This window comes from uncultured Streptomyces sp., from assembly GCF_947488945.1.
GTDB lineage: Bacteria > Actinomycetota > Actinomycetes > Streptomycetales > Streptomycetaceae > Streptomyces.
Genome location: NZ_CANLBS010000013.1, coordinates 203605 through 228060 on the forward strand (window position 1 = coordinate 203605; position 24456 = coordinate 228060).

At 75.7% G+C, this 24456-nt stretch carries 5 protein-coding genes; all 5 read right to left on the bottom strand.

Going from position 1 to position 24456, the window contains the following annotated elements; genetic code table 11:
• Positions 1 to 32: 32 nt before the first annotated feature.
• Positions 33 to 17399, bottom strand: a complete 17367-nt coding sequence (locus Q0994_RS21320) for a type I polyketide synthase (protein ID WP_299537471.1) — start codon at positions 17397 to 17399, stop codon at positions 33 to 35.
• 579 nt (positions 17400 to 17978) lie between these two features.
• Positions 17979 to 19925 (bottom strand): hypothetical protein, encoded by a 1947-nt coding sequence (locus Q0994_RS21325; protein ID WP_299537473.1) that lies wholly within the window; start codon positions 19923 to 19925, stop codon positions 17979 to 17981.
• Complete coding sequence (locus tag Q0994_RS21330) at positions 19910 to 20641, bottom strand: ABC transporter ATP-binding protein (protein WP_299537486.1); 732 nt, start codon at positions 20639 to 20641, stop codon at positions 19910 to 19912. Before Q0994_RS21330 ends, Q0994_RS21325 begins: the two co-directional genes overlap by 16 nt.
• Before the next feature lie 199 nt (positions 20642 to 20840).
• Positions 20841 to 22439, bottom strand: coding sequence for an acyl-CoA carboxylase subunit beta (locus tag Q0994_RS21335; protein ID WP_299537475.1), 1599 nt, complete (start codon positions 22437 to 22439; stop codon positions 20841 to 20843).
• A 157-nt stretch (positions 22440 to 22596) separates the two neighbouring features.
• The coding region (locus Q0994_RS21340; protein WP_299537478.1) for an SDR family NAD(P)-dependent oxidoreductase at positions 22597 to 24456 on the bottom strand (1860 nt) is incomplete at its 5' end.

Below are 24456 nucleotides of genomic sequence, written 5' to 3' on the forward strand. Positions count from 1 at the left end.
ACCGTGCGTGTGTTTCAGGACTGGCCGGCGCATCAGGACGTGCCGAATTCTCTGTGGATCAGGTCGAACAGGTCGTCGGCGCTGGCCGCCGCCAGATCGTCCGTCGGTTCGGGGTCGGGGGCGGCTGCGGCCACGAGAGGGCCCGGATCGGCGCGGTCGAGCCGGTCGGCGAGGCGTCGCAGCCGGGTCCGGAGCGTGTCGGCTTCGTCGCCGTCGGGAGGTGTCTCCGCGAGGGCCGCTTCGAGCTTCTCCAGCTCGGCGACGGCCGCCGACCCCCTGCCCGGCCGGTCGGTGCCGGCCGCCCCGGTGGGGACGAGCAGGGAGCGCAGGTGGGCGGCGAGGGCGGCGGGGGTCGGGTGGTCGAAGACGAGGGTGGCGGGCAGGGTCCGGCCGGTGGCGGAGTTCAGCAGGTTGCGCAGTTCGACGGCGGTGAGCGAGGTGGTTCCGAGGTCGCGGAACGGCCGGTCCGGGTCGATGGCGGCGGGCGTCGGGTGGCCCAGCGCGACGGCGGTCCGGGCCACCACCAGGTCGAGCAGGATCTGTTCCTGCTCGGGTCCGGGTGCTGCGGCGAGCCGTTCGGCGAGGCCGGGCCCTTCGTCGTCGGGCGCGGTGTCGGCGGGCCGGGCGGCCTCGGGCAGCAGGGCCAGCAGCCGGCCGCCGCGGCCGGCGTCGACCGTCGGCCCGAAGCGGGCCCAGTCGACGTCGGCGACGCAGAGCGCCGTCTCCTGGCGCGCGACGGCGGCGAGCAGCGTCCGCACGGCGTGCTCGGGCGTGAGGGGGGTGATGCCGGTGCGGTGCTGCTGCTCGGCGACGGCGGCGGCCGCGCCCATGCCGGTACCGGCCCACGGGCCCCAGGCGGCGGCGGTGGCGGTCGCGCCGCGGGCGCGGCGGCGGTCGGCGAGGGCGTCGAGCCAGGCGTTGGCGGCGGCGTAGGCGGCCTGTCCGGGGTTGCCGACGACTCCGGCGAACGAGGTGAACAGCACGAAGGCGTCCAGGTCGAGGCCGGTGGTCAGTTGGTCGAGGTGGTGGGCGCCGAGGGTCTTGGCGTGCAGGGCGGTGGCGATCCGGTCGGGGGTGAGGGAGCCGATGACCGCGTCGTCCGCGATGCCCGCGGCGTGCACGACGGCGGTGAGCGGCTGGTTCTGCGGGAGCCGGTCGAGGAGGGCGGTGAGCGCGGCTCGGTCGGCGACGTCGCACGCGGCGAGGGTGACGCGGCTGCCGAGGGCGGTGAGTTCGGCGGCGAGTTCCGGTGCGCCGGGGGCGTCCTGGCCGCGCCGTCCGACGAGCAGCAGGTGCGGGGCGCCCCGGTGGGCGAGCCCGCGGGCCAGGTGGGAGCCGAGTGCCCCGGTGCCTCCGGTGATCAGCACGGTGCCGGTGGGCGTCCACTCCGGCGCGGGGCCCGCGGGTGCGTGGAGCGGGCGGCGGGCGAGCCGCCGGCCGAGGACGCCGGTGGCCCGTACGGCCGTCTGGTCCTCGCCGGCGGGGTGCGCGAGGAGCCCTGCGAGGCGGGCGCCGATCGTGGCGTCGAACACGGGCGGCAGGTCGACGAGTCCGCCCCAGACGGTGGGCAGTTCGAGAGCGGCCACCCGGCCGAGGCCCCAGACGGCGGCCTGGTCGGGGTCGGGCGCGGGGTCGTCGGCGCCGGTGGCGACGGCGCCGCGGGTGGCGCACCACAGCGGGGCGGTGGTCCCGGCGTCCTCGACGGCCTGGGTGAGCGTGGCGGTGGCAGCCGTGCAGCGGGGTCCGGTGCCCGGCAGGGCGAGGACGCCGGCCGGGTCGGCGTCCTGCGCGGCGGTGCGGATCCGGGCGGCGAGCGCGGCCCGGTCGATGCCGCCGGGGAGGGTGCGGGTGGTGGCGCCCGCGTGGTGCAGGGCGGTGCGGACGGATTCGGTCAGGCCGTCGTCGGCGCCCTCGGGCGGGGTGACCAGCAGCCAGGTGCCGGTGAGGGGGCCGGCCGGGTCGGGCAGCGGCTGCCAGGTGACGGTGTAGTGCAGGGGGCCGGTGTCCGTCCGGTGGCGCCGGGCGGCCAGTGCGGGCAGCAGATCGGCGAGGGTGGCGTCGCCGGGCACGCCGAGGGTGTCGGCGAGGGCGGCCGGGTCGCCGGTGGAGACGGCGGCCCAGAAGGCGGCGTCCGTCGGCGCGGTGGGCGCGGTGTCGGGCCAGTAGCGGGTGTGCTGGAACGGGTAGGGCGGCAGCGTGGCGGGCGGTCCGGGCGGGAAGTGCGCGGTGAGGTCGGCGTCCGTGCCGCGCGTCCAGTGGTGGGCGACGGCGGCGAGGAGGGTGGCGGCCTCGGGCCGGTCGCGGCGCAGAACGGGGACGGTGCCCGGGACCTGGACGCTGAGCACGCCGTCCGGGCCGAGTTCGAGACCGCGGGTCCCTTCGGGCAGCCGGTCGACGGCGTCGGCGAATCGGACGGGCTCGCGGATCTGGCGCACCCAGTAGCCGGGGGTGTCGATCGCGCCGGGTGCGGTGGGCAGCACCGGGACGGTCGGCGGGTGGTAGGTCAGCGACTCGGCCACCTCGGCGAACGCGGCGAGCATCGGTTCCATCAGGTGGGAGTGGAACGCGTGCGACACCGTCAGCCGTTTCACCTTCCGTCCCTCGGTGCGCAGTCGGTCCTCCAGTGCGGCGATCGCGTCCGCGTCGCCCGAGACCGTCAGCGAGGCGGGGCCGTTGACGGCGGCGAGGTCGACCCCGTCGGGCAGCCGCAGCTCCTCCTCGGCGGCCTCCACCGCCAGCATCGCCCCGCCCTCGGGCAGGGCCTCCATCAGCCGGCCGCGCGCCGCCACCAGGGTGCAGGCGTCGTCCAGGGACAGCACCCCCGCGGCGTGCGCGGCGGCGAGTTCCCCGATCGAGTGGCCGACCAGGTGGTCCGGGACGACGCCCCAGGACTGCAGCAGCCGCACCAGCGCCACTTGGAGGGCGAAGAGGGCCGGTTGCGTGTACGCGGTGCGGTCCAGCGCGGCCGCGTCACCGTGGACGACCTCGCGCAGGGGCCGGTCCAGGTCGAGCCGGGCGCAGACCGCGTCGAAGGCGTCCGCGAACACCGGGTACGTCTCGTACAGTCCGCGGCCCATGCCGGCCCGTTGCGCGCCCTGGCCGGTGAAGAGGAACGCGAGGCCGCCGCTGCCGGCTTCGCCGCGGGCGACGTGGGGGGCCGGTTCTCCGGCGGCGAGGGCCGCGAGGCCGGCCGCGTACCCCTCGGGGCTGTCGGCGGTGACCACGGCGCGGTGTTCGGGGCCCTGGCTGGTGCGGGCGAGGGTGCGTCCGACGGCGGCCGGGTCGGTGCCGGGGGTGAGGGCGAGGGTCCGCAGCCGGCCGGCCCTGGCGCGCAGCGCCGCCGCCGAGCGGGCGGAGAACGCCCAGGGCAGCGGGGCGGACGGTGGCGGGGCGGCGGCCTGTGGGGGCTCCTGTGCCTGTTCGAGTACGACGTGGGCGTTGGTGCCGCTGATCCCGAAGGCGGACACGGCGGCCCGCCGCGGCCGGTCCGGCCGGTCCGGCCAGGGGGTGTGGGCGGTGAGCAGGCGTACCGCGCCGGAGTCCCAGTCGACGCCGGGGGTGGGCGCGTCCACGTGCAGGGTGCGGGGCAGTTCCGCGTGGAGCATGCTCTCGACCATCTTGATGACGCCGGCGATCCCGGCGGCGGCCTGGGTGTGGCCGATGTTGGACTTGACCGAGCCGAGCCAGAGCGGCTCCTCCCGGTCCTGCCCGTACGTCGCGAGCAGCGCCTCGGCCTCGATCGGGTCGCCGAGGGAGGTGCCGGTGCCGTGGGCCTCGACGGCGTCGACGTCGGCGGGCCGGAGCCCCGCCGAGGCCAGGGCGGCCCGGATCACCCGTTGCTGGGAGGGTCCGTTGGGGGCGGTGAGGCCGTTGGAGGCGCCGTCCTGGTTGACCGCGCTGCCGCGCACCAGGGCCAGCACCCGGTGGCCGTTGCGGCGGGCGTCGGAGAGCCGTTCCAGCAGGACCAGGCCGACCCCCTCGCCCCAGCCGGTGCCGTCGGCGGCGGCGGCGAAGGGCTTGCAGCGGCCGTCTGCGGCGAGGCCGCGCTGGTGGCCGAACTCGATGAAGGCGGTGGGGCCGGCCATGACGGTGACGCCTCCGGCGACCGCCATCGAGCACTCCCCCGCGCGCAGCGACTGGGCGGCCAGGTGCAGGGCGACCAGGGACGCGGAGCAGGCGGTGTCGACGGTGACCGCGGGGCCTTCGAGGCCGAAGGCGTAGGAGACGCGGCCGGACAGGACGCTGGCCGCGCTGCCGGTGGCGATCTGTCCTTCGAGCCCCGAGCCGGTGGCGGGGATCAGCCGGGCGTAGTCCTGGCCGTTGGTGCCGGCGAAGACGCCGATCCGCTGTCCGCGCAACGCCATGGGGGCGAGGCCCGCCCGCTCGAAGAGTTCCCACGATCCTTCCAGCAGCAGGCGCTGCTGGGGGTCCATCGCCAGGGCCTCGCGGGGCGAGATGGAGAACAGGCCGGCGTCGAAGCCGGCGGCGTCCGGGAGGAACGCGCCGCGGCGGGCGAAGGCGGGGGCGTCGGTGAGGTCCCAGCCCCGGTCGGCGGGGAGGTCGCCGACGGCGTCCACGCCGCGGGCGAGCAGGTCCCAGAACTGCTCGGGGGTGGACGCGCCGGGGAACCGGCAGCTGGTCGCCACGATCGCGATCGGGTCCTCGGACGCGGTGGCGGCCGTGTCCGGCGGCACGGCGGGGGCGTCCGCCCCGGTGGCGCCGGTGAGTTCGGCGCGCAGACGGGCGGCGAGGGCGGCGGGCGTCGGGTGGTCGAAGACGAGTCCGGCGGGCAGTCGCAGACCGGTGGCGGTGCGCAGCGCGTTGCGGAGTTCGACGGCGGTGAGCGAGTCGAAGCCGAGGTCGCGGAACGCCTTGTCGCGGTGGATGGCGTCGGGTGTGCCGTGGCCGAGCACGGCGGCGGCCCGCGTCCGGACCAGTTCCTCCACGAGGCGGCGTGCCTCGCCCTCGCCCGCCGCCGCCAGTCGGCCGGCGAACTCGGTGACGCCGCCGGGGGCGGTGGCGGCCCGGCCGGAGGCGAGTGCGGGGGCGAGTGCGGTGAGCAGAGGGCTGGGGCGGACGGCGGTGAAGGCGGCGGCGAACCGGGCCCGGTCCAGGTCCGCGACGACCGGCGCGGCCTCGTCCCCGGCGGTCCGCAGCAGCCGCAGCAGGGCGTGGGTGGCGGGGCCGACGGGCAGCGGGGCGAGTCCGGCCCGGCGCAGCCGGTGGACGAGCGCCTCGTCGCCGGCCATGCCCGCCTCCGCCCACGGCCCCCAGCCGATCGACACGGCGGGCAGCCCGTCGGAGCGGCGGCGGGCGGCGAGCGCGTCGAGGTGGGCGTTGGCGGCGGCGTAGTTGGCCTGTCCGGCCGTGCCGACGGCGCCGGTGAAGGAGGAGAAGAGGACGAAGGAGTCGAGCGTGAGGTCGCGGGTCAGTTCGTCCAGGAGGTCGGCGGCCAGGGTCTTGGCCCGCAGCACCTGTTCGAAGCGGTCGGGGGTGAGGGCGCCCACGACTCCGTCGTCCACCAGTCCGGCGGCGTGGACGACGGCGGTGAGCGGGTGTTCCGGCGGGATGCCGGCCAGCAGCGCGGCGAGGGCGTCCCGGTCGGCGGCGTCGCAGGCGACGACGGTGGTCGGGGTGCCCGCGGCGGTGAGGTCGGCGGCGAGGTCGGCGGCGCCGGGGGCGTCCGGGCCGCGTCGGCCGGCCAGCAGCAGCCGGACCGTGCCGCCGCACTGCCGGGCGAGCGCGCCAGCCACCTGCGCGCCGAGTGCCCCGGTGCCGCCGGTGATCAGGACGGTTCCGCCGGGGCGGACGGCGGGGGCGACCGCCGCGGGCAGCGGACCGGCGGGGACGAGCCTGCGGGCGTGGACGCCGTCGGCGCGGACGGCGACCTGGTCCTCGGGGGCCGGTCCGTGCGCCGCCAGCACGGCGACGAGCCGGTCTCCGGCGCGGGCGTCGAGGTGGGCGGGCAGATCCACCAGACCGCCCCACCCGTGCGGGTGTTCGAGGGCAGCGACCCGGCCGAAGCCCCAGATCCGGGCCTGGGTGGGGCTTGCGGGCGCATCGGACCGGCCGACGGTGACGGCTCCCCGGGTGAGGCACCACAACGGCGCGTCGAGGTCGCTGTCGGCGAGGGCCTGGGTCAGCGCCAGGGTCGCCGCGAGCCCGCGGTCGAGTGCGGCGCCCGGCCGCACGGGGCGCTCGTCGAGGCCCAGCAGCGACACCACCGCCCGCACACCGTCGAAGGCGCGCAGCCGCTCGGCGAGGACGGTCCGGTCCTCCCCCGCGTCGGTCAGCTCCACGACGGTGGCCCCGCCCCGCCGCAGGGCGTCGGCGACACCGGTGGCCGGAGAGTCACCGGCCTCCCCCGGCCGGACCAGCAACCAGGTGCCGTCGAGGACGGCGGGCGGCGGTGCGACGGGCTGCCAGGCGGCGCGGTAGCACCAGGCGTCGGCGGCGGACTCCTCGCGCCGCCGGTCCCGCCAGGTCGTGAGGTAGGGCATCAGTTCGGCCAGGCCGTCACGGGCGGTGCCGCCCGGCTCGCCCGGCAGCCCGAGCGTTCCCGCGAGCCCGTCGAGGTCGCGACGGGCCACGGCCGACCAGAACCGCGCCTCGGCGGGGTCCCGCGCCTCCTGCCGGCCGGAGCCGGGGTTCTGCGCGGCCAGCCAGTACCGCTCGCGCTGGAAGGCGTACGTGGGCAGGGCCACCGGGCGTCCGCCGAGCCGGTCGAAGAACCGGGCCCAGGCGACCGTGCCGCCGTGGACGTGCAGCGCGGACACGGCACGCACCGCCGTGCCGGGTTCGTCCTGTCCGGGGCGCAGCAGGGGCAGGGTGACCACGTCTTCGGCGATGCGGCCCACCAGCGCGGACAGCACGGCGTCCGGGCCGAGTTCGAGATACGCCCGCACGTCCGGCAGCGCGGCCACCGCGTCCGCGAACCGCACCGGCTCCCGGATCTGACCCACCCAGTACCCGGCGGTGGCCGGGTCACCGGGGGCGGTCGGGACGAGCCGGAGGGACGGGGCGTGGTAGGTCAGCGACTCCGCGACCCGCGTGAACTCCGCGAGCATCGGCTCCATCAGATGCGAGTGGAACGCGTGCGAGACCGTCAGCCGCTTGACCCGCCGGCCCTCCGCCCGCAGCCGGGACTCCAGGCCGGATATCGCCTCCGCATCGCCAGAGACCGTCAGGGAGTCGGGGCCGTTGACGGCAGCGAGGCAGACACCCTCCGGCAGAACCAGATCCCCCTCGGCCGCCTCCACCGCCAGCATCGCCCCACCCTCGGGCAACGCCTCCATCAACCGCGCACGCGCCGACACCAGCGCGCACGCGTCGTCCAGCGACAAGATCCCCGCCACGTGCGCGGCCGCCAGCTCGCCGATCGAATGGCCCACCAGGTGGTCCGGGACGACACCCCATGACTCCAGCAGCCGGAACAACGCCACCTGCAACGCGAACAACGCCGGCTGCGTGTAACCGGTCCGGTTCAACGCAGCGCCGTCTTCACCGAACACCACCTTCCGCAGGGGGAGTTCTAGTTCGGTGCGCGCGCAGACCGCGTCGAACGCCTCTGCGAACACGGGGTACGCCTCGTACAGTCCCTGCCCCATCCCGGCCCGCTGCGCGCCCTGGCCGGTGAAGAGGAAGGCGGTGCGCGAAGCGGTGGCGGAGGCCGACGGATGCGTGCCCTCGCCGCGCGCCAGCTCATCGAGTCCGTGCAGCAGTTCGGCACGGTCCGCGCCGACCACCGCCGCGCGGTGCTCCAGCGCGGCGCGGCGGGTCGCGAGAGACAGGCCGACGTCGGCGGGGTGCAGTCCGCCCACGGCGGCGCGCAGCCGGGCGGCCTGGGCGCGCAGCGCCTGAGGGGACGCGGCGGAGACGATCCACGGCACGACCGCGGCGGGGCGGTCGGCCGGCTCGGGGCGGTCGGTCGGCTCGGGGCGGTCGTCGCGGGTGGGCGACGGCTGCGGCGGGGCTTCCTCCAGGACGGTGTGCGCGTTGGTGCCGCTGATCCCGAACGAGGAGACGGCGGCCCGGCGGGGGCGGCCGGCGGCCGGCCAGGGGCGTTCCTCGGTCAGCAGGGCGACGGCGCCGGAGGACCAGTCGACGTGCGGGGAGGGCGCGTCGACGTGGAGGGTGCGCGGCAGCACGCCGTGCCGCATCGCCTGCACCATCTTGATCACGCCGGCGACACCCGCCGCGGCCTGGGTGTGACCGACGTTGGACTTGAACGAGCCCAGCCACAGGGGCTGTTCGCGGTCGTGCCCGTAGGTGGCGAGCAGCGCCTGCGCCTCAATGGGGTCGCCCAGGGAGGTACCGGTGCCGTGGGCCTCGACGGCGTCCACGTCGGAGGGGGCGAGCCCGGCGTCGGCGAGGGCGGAGCGGATGACGCGTTCCTGCGAGCGGCCGTTGGGCGCGGTCAGGCCGTTGGAGGCGCCGTCCTGGTTGACCGCGGAGCCGCGCACCACGGCGAGGACGTGGTGCCCGCGCGCGCGGGCGTCGGAGAGGCGCTCTACCACCAGCACCCCGGCGCCCTCGGACCAGCCGGTTCCGTCGGCCGAGGCGGCGAACGACTTGCAGCGGCCGTCGGGGGCGAGGCCGCGCTGCTTGCTGAAGTCCACGAAGACCCCGGGCGTCGCCATCACGGTGACCCCGCCCACCACGGCCATCGAGCACTCCCCGGCCCGGATCGACCGGGCCGCCCAGTGCAGGGCGACCAGGGACGAGGAGCAGGCGGTGTCGACGGTGACGGCCGGGCCCTCGAAGCCGAAGGTGTACGCGACACGGCCGGAGACCACGCTGCCCGCGCTGCCGGTGGCCCGGTACCCCTCGACTTCGGCGGGGGCGTCGGCGGCGGTCGCGTAGTCGTGGTACATGACTCCGGCGAAGACCCCGGTGTCGGTGCCGCGCAGGGTGGCCGGGTCGATCCCGGCGCGTTCGAACGCCTCCCAGGACAGTTCCAGCAGCAGCCGCTGCTGGGGGTCCATGGCGAGCGCCTCGCGCGGGGACACGCCGAACAGGCCCGCGTCGAAGTCGGCGGCGTCGTGCAGGAAACCGCCGTGGCGGGCGTAGGTGGTACCGGGACGTTCCGGGTCGGGGTCATGCAGGCGGCCGAGGTCCCAGCCGCGGTCGGTGGGGAAGGCGCTGATCCCGTCGCGGCCCTCGCGGACCATCCGCCACAGTTCTTCGGGGCTGTCGACACCACCCGGGTAGCGGCAGCTCATCGCGACGATCGCGAGGGGCTCGTCGGTGGCGGGCGTCGTCGTGGGCGGGGGTTGTTGCGGCTGTCCGGAGCCGCCCAGTTCGGCGCGCAGGTGGGCGGCCAGTTCGGCGGGGCTGGGGTGCGAGAAGACGAGGGTGGCGGGCAGCCGGAGGCCGGTGGCGGCGGCGAGCCGGTTGCGCAGTTCGACGCCGGTGAGCGAGTCGAAACCCAGCTCGCGGAAGGTGCGGGTCTCCTCGACGCGGGCCGACGGCGGGTGGCCCAGCACCGCGCCGACGGCCGTGCGGACGAGCGTGCCGACGGCCCGGTCCCGCTCGGCGGGGGGCAGCGCGGCCAGGGCGGTGGCGTCGGTGGCCGGACCGGGACCGGCCGCCCGGCGGAGGTCACGCCGGACGAGGTGGCGCAGCAGCGGGGAGGCGGGCTCGCGGGGTGCGGGTTCGGCCGCGACGGCGAGGACGTGGGCGCGTTCCGAGGCCGTGGCCGCGTCGAGCAGGGCGACGCCCTGACCGGGGGTGAGCGCGCCGCCGAGCGCGGCGAAGCGGTGGCGGTCGGCGGCGCGCAGCGAGGCGGCCATGCCTTCGGCGCCGTCCCAGAGTCCCCAGGCCACCGAGACCGCGGGCAGCCCTTGGGAGCGGCGGTGAGCGGCGAGGGTGTCGAGGAAGGCGTTGGCGGCGGCGTAGGCGGCCTGGCCGGCGGTTCCGAAGGCGGCGGCGACGGAGGAGAAGAGGACGAAGGAGGTGAGGTCCCGGTCCCGGGTGGCTTCGTCGAGGAGCGCGGCGGCGTCCGCCTTCGGGCGGAGCACGGCGGCGGCGCGCTCCGGCGTCAGCGAGGTCAGCAGGCCGTCGTCGACGATGCCCGCGGTGTGCACGACGGAGGTGACGGGGTGGGCGTCGAGGACGGCGTCGAGCACCGCCCGGTCGGCGCAGTCTCCGGCGACGACCGTCACGGTCGTTCCGACGGCGGCGAGTTCCTCGACCAGGGCGCGGGCACCCGGCGCCTCGGGGCCGCGCCGGCTGAGCAGGACCAGGTGGCGGACGCCGTGCGCACCGGCCAGGTGCCGGGCGACATGGACGCCGAGCGCTCCGGTCCCGCCGGTGATCAGCACCGTGTCGGCCGGCCCCCAGGGCGCGCCGGCCGGGACGGGCAGCCGGACGGCGCGCGGGGCGAGGGGAGCGCCGCCCCGGATCGCGAGCTGGGGTTCGGTTGCGGTGAGGGCGAGCAGCGCACGGAGATCGGTGGCGCGGGCGTCTCCGTCCAGGTCCACCAGGGCGAATCGGTCCGGGTGTTCGGTCTGCGCGGAGCGCAGCAGTCCGTGGACGGCGGCGGCCGCGGGGTCGAGGTGGTGGCCGTCCCCCTCCGCCGCGGCGACGGCGCCCCGGGTGACGACGACGAGCCTGCTCGCGGCGAACCGCGCGTCGGCGAGCCACGCCTGTACGAGGTCGAGTGCGGCCAGGACGGTGTCGTGGGTGCGCCGGACGGCCTCGTCCCCGGTCACCGCGGCGGGGCCGGCGCAAACGCCCAGGCAGGCGACGACGGTGTCCGGCGCCGGGCCCGGCAGTGCGGCGAGCGCGGCGAGGTCCGGGTGTACGGCCAGGCCGGCCCCGGCGGCATCGAGGGTGTCGAGCAGCGCGGTGGTGCCGACAGGCATGGCGGCGAGGGACGCGGGCCGGCTCCCGTGCTCCGCGTCGGGCAGGGCGGGGACCGCGGACGGGCCCGCAGCGTCCGCAGCCGGGACCGGGCTCCAGTCGACGCCGTACAGCACTCCGGCGCGCGCGTCGCGGAGTGCGTCGGCGGTCACCGGCCGGAACGCGAGAGAGGTGGCGGTGAGGACCGGGGCTCCGGCCGGGTCGGCGAGGTGGACGGCGTACTCGTCGGGGCCGCGCCGGGTGAGACGTACACGCAGCGCCTGCGCCCCGGTGGCGTGCAGGGTGACGCCGGACCAGGCGAACGGCAGCAGAAGGGCGTCGTCGCGGATCAGGCCGGCCGCGCCGAGGGCGTGCAGGGCCGCGTCGAAGACGGCCGCCTGCGGGCTCCCGTCGAGTTCCACCTCGGCGTGGACGCTGTCGCCGTCCCGCCAGACCGCGCGCAGGCCCCGGAACGCCGGGCCGTAAGCGAGACCGGCGGCGGCGAGTGCGTCGTAGGCGGCGGGAACGCTCGGGCCTACGGGCGGCCAGGCGGTGGGCGGGGCGGGTGCGTCGGCGGGGGTGGCGGCGGTGAGCAGGCCGGCGGCGTGGACGGTCCACGCCGCGCCCGCGTCACCGTCGGGGCGGCTGCGGACCTCGACCTGCGGTCCCACCACGCCGACCTGGAGCTGGGTGCCGCCGTCGCCGGGCAGCACCAGGGGTGCGCGCAGGGTGAGTTCGGCGAGCGCAGGCAGTCCGACGTGGCCGCCGGCGTGCAGTGCCAGGTCGACGAGGGCGGTGCCCGGCAGCACCACGCGTCCGTGCACGACGTGGTCCGCGAGCCAGGGGTGCGTGGCCGGGGAGATCCGTCCGGTGAGGACGGTCCGGTCGTCCCCTGCGACGGGAACGACCGCGCCGAGCAGCGAATGGTCCGCCGCGCCGAGCCCTGCGGCGGCGAGCGGGGCCGGGGAGACGGCGTCGGCGGCGGGCCAGTAGCGGGTGTGCTGGAAGGGGTAGCCGGGAAGCTCGACGTGGGCGGCGGGGCCGGGGCCGGCCACGGCGTTCCAGTCGGGTCCGCCGCCCCGCGTCCAGAGCGCGGCGAGTGCGGCGGTGACGGTGTCCGCCTCGTCCTGGCGGGCGCGGAGCGCGGGTACGGCGAGGGCGTCGGTGACGGTCTGAGGCACCAGCGCGGACAGCACCCCGTCGGGGCCGAGTTCGAGGAACGTGCGGACCGCCGGCAGCGCGGTCAGGGCGTCGGCGAACCGGACGGGTGCGCGCACCTGGCCGACCCAGTACGCGGCGGTGGCCGGGTCACCCGACGCGGTGGGAACGAGGGGAACGGCGGCGGTCCGGTACGTCAGCGACTCCGCGACCCCCGCGAACTCCGCCAGCATGGGCTCCATCAGATGCGAGTGGAACGCGTGCGACACGGTCAGCCGCTTGACCCTCCGCCCCTCCGCCCGCAGCCGGACCTCCAGGGTCTCGACAGCGTCCGCGTCCCCCGACACCGTAAGAGAGTCGGGGCCGTTGACCGCCGCCAGACAGACACCCCCCGGCAGCTCCAGCTCACCCTCGGGCATCTCCACCGCCAGCATCGCCCCGCCTTCGGGCAACGCCTCCATCAACCGGCCACGCGCCGACACCAGGCGGCACGCGTCGTCCAGCGACAGGATCCCCGCCACGTGCGCGGCCGCCACCTCACCGACGGAGTGCCCGACCAGGACGTCCGGGGTCACACCCCACGACTCGACCAGCCGGAACAGCGCCACCTGCAACGCGAACAGGGCCGGCTGCGTATAACCGGTCCGGTTCAGGGCGGCTTCGTCCCCGAACACCACGTCCCGCAGCGGGAGTTCGAGTGCGATACGGGCGCAGACCGCGTCGAACGCCTCCGCGAACACCGGGAACGCCTCGTACAGCCCACGCCCCATCCCGGCCCGCTGGGACCCCTGCCCGGTGAACAGGAACGCGGTGCGGCCGGTCCGGGCGACGCCCCGGAGCAGGCCGGGCGCGTCCTCGCCGCGGGCGACCGCGTCGAGGGCCGCGACCAGGGAGGCGCGGTCGGGGGCGGTGAGGGCGGCCCGGTGATCGAGCGCGGTCCGGGTGGTGGCGAGCGTACGGGCGACGGCGGCGACGGACAGCCCGGGCTCACTGTCCAGGTGGCCGCGGAGCCGCGTGGCCTGGGCGCGCAGGGCCCGGTCCCCCCGGGCGGAGAGCAGCACGGGCAGCGGCGGTGCGCCCGTCTCCGGTGCGGGCGCGGGCTCTGCCGGCTCGGGCGGTGCGGGGGCCTCTTCGATGATGGCGTGGGCGTTGGTGCCGCTGATCCCGAAGGACGACACACCGGCCCGCCGGGTGCGGTCGCCGCGCGGCCAGGGGGCGGGCTCGGTCAGCAGGCGGACGGAGCCCGAGGCCCAGTCGACGTAAGGGGACGGCGTGTCGGCGTGCAGGGTGCGGGGCAGTACGCCGTGCTGGAGCGCCTGGACCACCTTGATGACGCCGGCGACCCCGGCGGCGGCCTGGGTGTGGCCGATGTTCGACTTGACCGAGCCGAGCCGCAGCGGTTCCGCGCGGTCCTGGCCGTAGGCGACGAGCAGCGCCTGTGCCTCGATCGGGTCGCCGAGCCGGGTGCCGGTGCCGTGCGCCTCCACCGCGTCCACGTCGGCCGGCGCGAGACCGGCGGCGTCGAGGGCGGCCCGGATGACGCGCTGCTGGGCGGTGCCGTTGGGGGCGGTGAGGCCGTTGGACGCGCCGTCGGAGTTGACCGCCGAGCCGCTCATCACCGCCAGGACGCGCTGGCCGTCGGCGCGGGCGTCGGACAGCCGCCGCAGGGCCAGCACGCCCACCCCCTCCGACCAGCCGGTACCGTCCGCGTCCGCACCGAACGCCTTGCACCGGCCGTCCGGGGAGAGCCCCTTCTGTCGGGCGAATTCGGCGATGACGCCGGGGGTGGCCATGGCGGTCACACCGCCGGCGAGCGCGGTCGAGCACTCCCCCGCGCGCAGCGACCGCGCCGCGAGGTGCAGGGCCACCAGGGACGACGAACAGGCGGTGTCGACGGTGAGGGCGGGGCCCTCGAAGCCGAAGGTGTAGGCGATCCGGCCGGACGCCACGCTGGCGGTGCCGCCGGTGAGCAGATAGCCCTCGGTGCCCTCGGACGGTTCGTGCATCCGGGGGCCGTAGTCCTGCGCCGTCGCGCCGATGAACACGCCGGTACGGCTGCCGCGCAGGGAGGCGGGGTCGACGCCGAGCCGTTCCACGGTCTCCCAGGCCACCTCCAGCAGCAGCCGCTGCTGGGGGTCCATCGCCAGGGCCTCGCGGGGCGAGACGGCGAAGAGTTCGGCGTCGAAGCCCGCGATGTCGTCGAGGAACCCGCCGCGGGCGGGCAGCCCGTCGGGGTACGCGGCGGGGTCGAGCCGCCACCCCCGGTCGGCGGGCAGCTCCGTCAGCACCTCGCGGCCCTCGGCGAGCACCTGCCACAGTGCTTCGGGGGTGTCGATCCCGCCGGGGAAGCGGCAGGCCATGGCGACGATCGCGATCGGCTCGTCGGCGGCGGCGGCTCCGTCCGGGGCCGCCTGCCGACCGCTGTCGCCGCTGACCTCGCTGTCGCCGCTGACCTCGCTGTCGTCGCCCGCGAGCGCGTCGCGCAGGTGGTGGGCGGCGGCGGCCGGGGTGGGCCGGTCGAACAGCAGGGTGGCGGGCAGCCGGAGGCCGGTGGCGGCGGCCAGCCGGTCCCGGAGCTCGACCAGGGTCAGCGAGGCGAAGCCGAGGTCCTTGAAGGTGTGGTCGGGGTCGACCGCGTCGCCCGAGGCGAACCCGCCGACGACGGCGGCGTGGGCGCGCACCAGGTCCAGGACGAGGGTGTGGCCGGCCTTCGGCGGCACCGCGCGCACCCGGCCGCGCAGCGAGGCGTCCGCCGGCGCGGGGGCGGTGGTGGGGGCGGCGCCGGTTCCGGGCCGCCAGTGGCGCTCGCGCTGGAAGGCGTAGGTGGGGAGGTCGACGGTCCCGGCGGGGTGCGGGGCGGGAAGCCGCACGGGGTGCCCGTGGGCGAGGAGTTCGGCGGCGGAGGCCAGCAGCCGGCCGCGGGTGCCGTCGTCCCGGCGCAGCGAGCCGACGGCGACGGCGTCGGCGGTGTCGAGCGCGGCGAGGGTGTCGCGCACGGCGGGGACGAGGACGGGGTGCGGGGTGGCTTCGACGAGGAAGCGGTACCCCTCCGCGACCAGGGTGCGGGTGGCGTCGGCGAACTCGACGGTGGAGCGCAGGTTCCGGTACCAGTAGGCGGCGTCCAGTCCGGCGGTGTCGGTCCATTGGCCGGTGACGGTGGACAGGAACGGGACGGTGCCGGTGCGCGGGGTGATGTCGGCGAGGACGGTGAGGAGTTCGTCGCGGATCAGCTCCACCTGTGCGGAGTGCGAGGCGTAGTCGACCGGTACGCGCTTCGCGCCGATGCCGCGTCCCGCGCAGGTCGCGGCGAACGCGTCCAGTGCCTCGGTCACGCCGGAGACGACCACCGAGGAGGGGCCGTTGACGGCCGCCACGGACAGGTCGGGTTCCGCCGCCAGCCACTGGCGGACCTGTGCGGCGGGGGCGGGGACGGAGAGCATCCCGCCGCCGCCCGCCAGCGCGCCGATGGCCCGGCTACGGAGCGCCACCACCTTCGCGGCGTCCTCCAGGGTCAGGCCGCCGGCGACGTGGGCGGCGGCGATCTCGCCCTGGGAGTGTCCGAGTACGGCGTCGGGGGTGACGCCCAGCGAGCGCCACACCTCGGCGAGGGCGACCATCACGGCGAACAGGGCGGGCTGGACCACGTCGACGCGGTCCAGGGTGGGGGCGCCGTCGGCGCCGCGCAGGACGTCGGTGAGCGAGTAGTCCACGTGCGGGGCGAGGGCCCGTTCGCAGGCGGCGATCGCGTCGGCGAAGACCTCGTCGGTGTCGAGGAGCCCGGCGGCCATGGCCGGCCACTGCGAGCCCTGGCCGGAGAAGACGAGCGCCAGCCGGCCGGTGCGGGCGGTGCCTTCGGCGACGCCGGGGGCGGGTCGTCCGGCGGCGACCGCGTCCAGGGCGGTGAGCAGGGACGCGCGGTCCTCGGCGAGGATCACGGCCCGGTGGTCGAAGACGGTGCGGGTGGTCGCCAGCGTGTGGGCGACGGTGGCGGGGTCGGTGTCGGACGCGGCGACGGCGTCGCGCAGCCGAGTGGCCTGGGCGCGCAGCGCGGCCCCGGTGCGGCCGGACACCAGGACGGGCGCGGGGGCCGCCGCCGCATTCCCCGCGGCGGGCCGGGCTGCGGCCGGTTCCGGTTCCGAGGGGTGCGGGGCGGGGCCGAGCACGAGGTGGCAGTTGGTGCCGCCCATGCCGAAGGCGCTGACGCCGGCGAGGCCCGTCCCGGCGAGCGGTGCGGGTTCCGTCTGGACCCTCAGGTTGAGCCGGTCCAGCGGGATGTCGGGGTGCGGGGTGCGGAAGTTGAGGCTGGGTGGGACCAGACCCCGCTCGACGGTGAGGACCGCCTTCAGCAGACCGGCGATGCCGGCGGCCCCTTCGAGGTGGCCGATGTTGGTCTTCACCGATCCGACGGGCAGGGGCGCGGTCCGTCGGGCGCCGAGTGCGGCACCGAGTGCGGCGGCTTCGGTGGGGTCGCCCAGCGGGGTGCCCGTGCCGTGGAGTTCGACGTATCCGACGGCGTCGGGGTGCACGCCCGCGCGGGCGTACGCGGCGCGCAGGACGGCCTGCTGGGCGGCGGCGCTCGGGGCGGTGAGGCTCGCGCCGCCGCCGTCGTTGTTCACGGCTCCGCCGAGGATCACCGCGTGGACCCGGTCGCCGTCGGCGAGGGCCCGGGTGAGCGGCTTGAGCACGACGAGCCCGCCGCCCTCGCCGCGTACGAAGCCGTTGGCGCGGGCGTCGAAGGTGAAGCAGCGGCCGTCCGGGGAGAGGCCGCCGAACCGCAGGGCGCCGACGGTACTGTCCGGGGCGAGGACGAGGTTCACCCCGCCGGCGAGGGCGAGGTCCGACTCGCCGCGTCGCAGGCTCTCGCAGGCCAGGTGCACCGAGACCAGGGAGGAGGACTGTCCTGCGTCCACGGCGAGGCTGGGGCCGCGCAGGCCGAGGGCGTAGGAGATCCGGTTGGCGATGATGCCGCGCTGCAGGCCGGCCATGGTGTGCCGGTCGATCGCCTGGTCGCCGTCGCGGTGCAGCAGGGTGGCGTAGTCGTCGCCGATGGCGCCGACGAAGACTCCGGTGCGGGTGGAGCGGACGTCTCCCGGCACGACGCGAGCCTCTTCCAGCGCCTCCCAGGCGAGTTCGAGCGCCAGACGCTGCTGGGGGTCCATGGCCGCGGCCTCGCGCGGGGAGATCCCGAAGAACGCGGCGTCGAAGTCGGCGACCCCGGTGAGGAACCCGCCCCGGCGGGCCCCCGGTACGGAGGGCCGGTCCGCCGGGGCGTCGGTGGTGGCGTCGGTGCCCGTGGACAGCAGTTCCCAGAACTCCGCGGGGCCGCTCGCGCCGGGGAGCCGGCAGGAATACCCGATGATCGCGACGGCTTCGGTGTCACCGGTGTGCGCTTCCGACATGGCTGCCTCTGAATCACTCGAAATCGCGGGTCCCTCGGAACCCGAATCCCTGCCGATGACGTGCGCCGGTGACGATGGGTCGACCGCGTGGTGCGGGGTGCTCCTCCGGCTCGTGCGTCCGGATCAATCCGGACAGTAGCCAGGGCCCGGCAGGGGGCCAACCCCTAACCTCCGGGCCCCGCCACCCCCTACCGGGGAATTCCGGGCCGGTGGGAAAACACGGGGTCACGGGCGTGCCCGTGCGGGACGGGGCGGTGCGGCGGCACGGGGCGGCGACGGGCGGGAACCGCGGGCGGTGGCCGGTTCCGGCGGACCGTCCGCCCGACGGAGAGTGACGGCCGCCGGGTCGGAAGCCGGGGCGCGGGGATCACGGCGGGCATGGCGGGAGTGTGGGGCCGACACGGCGGGGCGGGCACGGCGGGCCGGTGGACCGGCGCGGCGCGGCAGGCCCGGTGGCACGGTGGCGGTTGCGGTGGACCGGGGACGCGGACGGGGCGTGCCGCGGGTGCGGCACGCCCCGTCATGGGTGCGGGCACTGGGGACGTACGGGCCGGGCTTCACCGGGCCGGACCCGACGGTTCAGGCGTGGGTGAGCCGGTCGGGTCCTCCCGGAGCCTGCTCCGCCTCCGGTGCACCGGCGCGTTCGGCGGCCTCGCGGATGCGGAGCGCCTTCCACGCCCGCTCCTTCACCTTGCGGGTCTCGGAGAGGTACACCCCGAGCATTCCGCCGAAGCCGGCCAGCCCGATCAGGATCATGCCCGCCACCACCGGCCACTGCCAGAAGTCGGGCACGTACAGCGCGAGGAACCACACCTTGGCGTCCGAGCCGCTGAGTTTGATGCCGAGCGGGACCAGTCCTTGCGGGAACAGGCCGAGGATGCCGATCGCCATGCTGCCCCACATGAGGAACTGGCTCCTCGGCGGCATCGTCTGGAAGGCGGACGGGGTGTCGGCCAGGTCGTCGACGCTGGTGCGGCGCTTGCCGGTGCGCATCAACTGGAGCAGTTCGGGGCCCCTGTCGCGCAGCCGCCGGGCCGCCAGGTCGCCGAGCAGGACGTAGCCCGCCACAGCGGTGACGAGGGCCACCGGAACACTCGCCCGGAGCAGCCAGGTCAGGTCGAGGAGGTGGCCGGCGAGGGCCGCGCCCAGGGCGGGGGCGGCGGTGAGCGCGGTGAGGAGGAAGGCGACGAAGGACTGGCCGGTGACGTCCCCGTGGTCGAGCGGGGTGTTCTTGGCGCGGTGCGGGTCGGGCCCCGGCACCAGGCCGGCCACGGCGATCCAGGCGAGTACGCCGGCGCCGCCGCCGAGCGCCGCGACATTGCCCGCGACCGCCCACGGCACCAGGGCGGCGTCACCGTGCACGAGGGTTCCGACGACCGTCATGACGCAGGTCAGCGGGGTGAAGACGGTGAGCCAGGCCAGCTGTCTGGCCCGTACGTCGGCGCGCTCCCGGCCCGGCAGCATCAGCGTCATCCAGAGCGCGGTGCCGTCCTGTCCGTACGCGTTGGCGCAGGTGGAGGCGGCCATCAGGGCGGTCGCCGCGCCGATGAAGGGGAGGAAACCGGTGTAGTCCAGGATCAGCGGGAAGAGGGCGGAGATGATCGAGAAGGCCGCGGGCAGGGTGGCGTTCTGCGTGCGCAGCGGGTCGCGCGCCCAGGTCCGCATCTCCTTCAGGTAGAAGGCGCCCAGGTCGCTGCGGGCGGCCCGGCCGCGGGGGGCGGCGCGTTCGGCGGAGGAGCCGCGCACCACCGCGCGGGCCAGCCGCTGCGGGCCGAGCAGTCTCGTCCAGAGGAGGAAGAGGACGGCCACGAGTGCGCAGAGACCGAGCAGCGGGCCGACCGTCCAGCCGATGTCGCCGCGGCCGGCCGCCTCGACGGAGAGGAGGCCCCAACTGGACGGCAGCCAGCGCAGGAAGGTGGAGAGCCGGGACGGGAAACCGTACTCCAGCAGGAGGTAGACGCCGACGAAGATGACCCAGGAGAACGAGGCCAGCGCGATCATGGCGGCGGTCACGGTCGCGGTGACGACTCCTCCGACGCGGGACCGGGCGAGCGCGCCGAACAGCAGGGACACCACGCGGGAGAGCAGCACCACCAGCAGGAGCATCAGGACGACCGCGGGCAGCGAAACCAGGACCGCGACCACGCCGAGCCGGGCGGCGAAGACGATCAGGGCGACGAAGGCGAGCAGGGTCACCGCGGCGGTGACGCTCACCAGTCCGGCGGCGAGCAGGCCGAACGCGAGGGTGCGGCGCTCGATCGGCTGGCGGAGGAAGTGCTGCCCGCCCAGCGGCGGTTCTCCGGCGAAGGTGGGTCCCGCCATCCAGCCCAGCGCCCAGAGCCCGAAGGTCACGGCGAGCAGGTCCATCAGCATCTTCGGCTGGGAGAAGTCGAGGAAGGCCAGGACGACGGTGGCGATGGCGAGGCAGAGGCCGACCGTGCCGCCGGCGGCGGCCCATGCCATCTTGTCGCCGGTCGCGGTGTTCCGCAGCACGGCGAGCCTCATGCGGATCAGGACGCCAACCACGACAGTCCTTCCGCTCCGCCGATCTCGACGCCGACGAGGTCGACGAAGGTCTCCTCCAGCGAGCGTGTGCCGCGGACCTCGTCGAGCGGGCCCTCGGCCACCACTCTGCCCCTGGCCATCACCGCCACGGTGTCGCACAGCTGCTCGACGAGGGCCATGACGTGGCTGGAGATGACGACCGAGCCGCCGCCGGCCACGAAGCGGGTGAGGATCTGCTTGATCGTGGCCGCGGAGACGGGGTCGACCGCCTCGAAGGGCTCGTCCAGCACCAGCAGTCGCGGTCCGTGCAGCAGGGCGGTGGCGAGGCCGACCTTCTTGCGCATGCCGGTGGAGTAGTCGACGACCAGGGTGCGTTCAGCCTGTCCGTCGAGTTCCATGACGGCGAGCAGCTCGTCGGCGCGGCGCGCCGACTCCTCGGCGCCCAGACCGTGCAACTGTCCGAGGTGGGTGAGCAGTTCGCGTCCGGTGAGCCGTTCGGGCATGGCGAGCCCGTCGGGCAGCACGCCCATCAGCCGGCGGGCCCGCAGCGGTTCCTCCCACACGTCGACGCCGTGCACCTCGGCCCGTCCGGCGTCGGGCCGTTGCAGTCCCACCGCCATGGAGAGGGTGGTGGTCTTCCCGGCGCCATTGGGTCCGACCAGCCCGTAGAAGGAGCCGGCGGCGACCGCGAGGTCGGCGTGGTCCACCGCCGTGTGGTCGCCGAACGTCTTGTGCAGACCGGTGAGGCGGAAGGCGGGGACCCCGCCCCCGCCGGGGGCGACGGCGGCCGTCTCCTCCTTTGCGGTCAGGGCGTTCTCTGAGTGCACGCTGCTTCTCTCTTCCTGGGTCGCAGAACGTGCCGATCCTAGCGGAACAATCCGTTCCAGAACGTCAACTGCTTTGTGCAGAAAGGATGTTGGGTTTCCGGCCATCCGATCACAGAGGAATGTTCCCGTGCTTCCTGACCGGCCGTTCCTGACGCTTGTTCCGCAGCAGGTTCAGCGCCTTCGCGACCTCGGAGCGGGTCTGCGAGGGCTGGATCACCATATCGACGAAGCCGTGCGAGGCGGCGACGTACGGATTGCCGAACTGCCGGCGGTAGTCGTCGAGGAGCTTCTCCTTGACCGCGGCGCGTTCCTCCGGCTCCGCGGCGGCGAGGTCGCGGCGGTACAGCACCCGCACGGCGCTCTCCGCGCCCATCACGGCGATCTCGGCGGTGGGCCAGGCGATCACCCGGTCCGCCCCGAGGTGCTGCGAGCCCATCACCCCGTACCCGCCGCCGTACGCCTTGCGGGTGATCACGGTGACCTTGGGGACCGTCGACTCGGCGTAGGCGTAGAAGAGTTTGATGCCGCGGCGGATGATGCCGCGGTGCTCCTGGTCGACGCCGGGCAGGTAGCCGGGGACGTCGACGAAGGTCAGCACCGGGATGTTGAAGGCGTCGCAGAAGCGGATGAACCGGGCCGCCTTCTCGGACGCGTCGATGTCCAGCACCCCGGCGAGGTGCTGCGGCTGGTTGGCCACCACCCCCACCGAGTGGCCCTCCACCCGGCCGAGCGCGCACAGGATGTTGCGGGCGAAGCCGGGGTGGATCTCCAGGTACTCGCCGTCGTCGAGAACCGCGGCGACGACCTCGGCCATGTCGTAGGACTGGCTCTCGGTGTCGGGGACGATGGTGTCCAGCGCCAGGTCGCCCGCCGTGAGCCCGGCCGGCGCCCCGTGCTCGTACACCGGGGCCGGCTCCATGTTGTTGTTCGGCAGGTAGCCGAGGAGGGTCTGCACCCACGAGATGGCGTCCCGCTCGTCCTCGGCGACGTAATGGGCGTTGCCGGAGACCTCCGCGTTGACGGCCGGCCCGCCCAGCTCCTCGCTGGTGACCTTCTCACCCATGACCGCGCTCACCACCTCGGGCCCGGTGACGAACATGTACGAGATGTCCTCGACCATCACTGTGAAGTCGGTGAGGGCGGGCGAGTACACCGAACCGCCGGCGCAGGGCCCCATGATGAGGGAGATCTGCGGGACGACTCCGGAGGCGTGGACGTTGCGCACGCCGAGTTCCGCGTAATAGGCGATGGACATCACGCCTTCCTGGATGCGGGCGCCGCCGGAGTCGTTGATGCCGATCACGGGACAGCCGATACTCATGGCCAGGTCGTAGACCTTGAGCACCTTGGCCCCGAACGCCTCCCCCATGCTGCCGCCCAGGACGGTGAAGTCGTGCGCGAAGACGCAGACCTGGCGCCCGTCGACGGTTCCGTGTCCGGTGACCACGCCGTCGCCGTACGGACGCGACAGCCCGGCTTCGGTGGACCGGTGGCGCACGAACTCGTCCAGCTCCACGAACGACCCGGGGTCGAGCAGCAGGTCGATCCGCTCGCGGGCGGTCAGCTTGCCCTTGGCGTGCTGACGGTCCAGGGCCTGCTTCTCCGCGAGGAGCACCGCCTCCTCGTGACGGGCGGCCAGGTCGGCGATGCGGTCCGCCGTGGTCGTCAGCGGCCTTTCCCCCGCAGGGGCGGGCTCTTGTGACGGCATGCCGGAGTCCTTTCACGAGCTTTCACGAGAAGAAGCGCCTGTTCACGATGGTCACCGGCCGGGGAGTGCGGGCATCACCCCTAACCGCCCCCGCCCGCCCCCTACGACCGGCCGGTAACCGCGGGTCCGACGAGGGGAGCGGTGGCGTGCGGGGCGGTCAGGAGCTCTCCAGTTCGCTGTCGATGAGGGCGAAGATGTCGTCGCCGGTGGCCGCCGCGAGGTCGTCGTCCGTCGCCTCCTCACCTGCCGGGGCGTCCGCCCACTTGGCGAGCAGTGCGGTCATCCGGACCCGCAGCAGGCCGCGGTCGGCCTCGGACAGTTCCGTCTCCGGGGAGTCCAGCAGGTCCAGTCCGGTGAGCAGCGCCGCGGCCGGGCCGGGATCGGCCGGGACCAGGTCGGTGAGGAGCCGCGAGGCGAGCGCGGCGGGCGTGGGGTGGTCGAAGACGAGCGTGGCGGGCAGCCGTACGCCGGTGACGGCGCCGAGCCGGTTGCGCAGTTCGACGGCGGTCAGCGAGTCGAAGCCGAGGTCCTTGAAGGCCCGGTCGGGCTCGACCTCGGCCGCACCCGCGAAGCCGAGGACGGCGGCGGCCTCCGTCCGGACCCGGTCCAGGAGCAGCCGCAGCCGTTCCGGGGCGGGCAGGGCCCGCAGCCGGTCGGCGAGGCCGGTCTCTCCGGCCGGCCGTGCGGCGGTGCGCCGCGCGCCCCTCGTCAGCCCGTGCAGCAGCGGCGGCAGGTCGGGGCGGCGGCCGAGGGCGGCAAGGTCGAGTCCGGCGAGGACGACGGCCGGGTCGGCGCCGTCCAGCGCGGCGTCGAGGAGGGACATGCCCTCGGCTGCGGTGACGGCCGCGAAGCCCGATCGTGCGGCCCGCTCCCGGTCCGCGTCGCTGAGTGCGCCGAGCATGCCGCCCGCCACGTCCCACGGGCCCCAGGCCAGCGACCGCGCGACGAGCCCGCGGGCCTCCCGGTGGACGGCGAGCGCGTCGAGACAGGCGTTGGCCGCGGCGTAGGACGCCTGGCCGGGGCTGCCGAGGGTGGCGGAGACGGAGGAGAACAGCACGAACTCCTCCGCTTCGGGCACGAGCCGGTCCAGCAGAAGGGCGGCGGTCGCCTTCGCCGCCAGCACGCCCGTGAGCCGGTCGGGGGTCAGCGAGGTGGCCACCCCGTCGTCGAGGACGCCGGCGGTGTGGAACACGGAGCGGATCCGCCGGCCGCGCACCACCGCTGCCAGAGCCTCCGGGTCGGCGACGTCGCAGGCGGCCGTCTCCACCCGTGCGCCCAGGGCGCGCAGTTCGGCGAGGAGTTCCGGCGCGCCCGGCGCGTCGGGTCCGCGCCGGCTCAGCAGCAGCAGGTCGCGGCGTCCGCGGGCCGCCAGGTGCCGGGCGAGCAGGCCGCCCAGCGCGCCGGTGCCGCCGGTGATCAGGACCGTGGCGTCCGGGTCCGGCGGGGCGGGCAGGGTGAGCACCACCTTGCCGACGTGCCGGGCCTGGCTCATGTACCGGAAGGCGGTCGGGGCGTGCCGCAGGTCCCAGGTACGCAACGGCGGGAGCGTGAGCGCGCCGTCGGCGAACAGCCGCATGACCTCGGTGAGGATCTCCGCGATCCGGTCGGGGCCCGCCTCGGCCAGGTCGTAGGGCCGGTAGGTGAGACCGGGCAGGGAAGCCGGTTCGCGGAGGTCGGTCTTGCCCATCTCCAGGAACCGTCCGCCCGGCGCCAGCAGCCGCAGCGACGCGTCGACGAACTCCCCGGCCAACGCGTTCAGTACGACATCGACACCCCGGCCACCGGTCCGGCTGCGGAAGGCGTCCTCAAAACCGAGGTCGCGCGACGACGCCAGATGGTCGGCGTCCAGACCCGTCGCTCCCCACTTCGAGGGCGACGCCGTACCGAACACCTCCGCACCCAGATGACGCGCGATCTGCACCGCCGCCATCCCCACACCACCCGCCGCCGCATGAACGAGAACCCGCTCACCCGACCCCACCCCACCCAAGTCCACCAACCCGTAGAACGCCGTCGC

Bases quoted from the DNA above. Each gene is read 5' to 3' on its own strand.
- Q0994_RS21320 (WP_299537471.1), bottom strand. From the start codon at position 17,399: ATGTCGGAAGCGCACACCGGTGACACCGAAGCCGTCGCGATCATCGGG.
- Q0994_RS21335 (WP_299537475.1), bottom strand. From the start codon at position 22,439: ATGCCGTCACAAGAGCCCGCCCCTGCGGGGGAAAGGCCGCTGACGACC.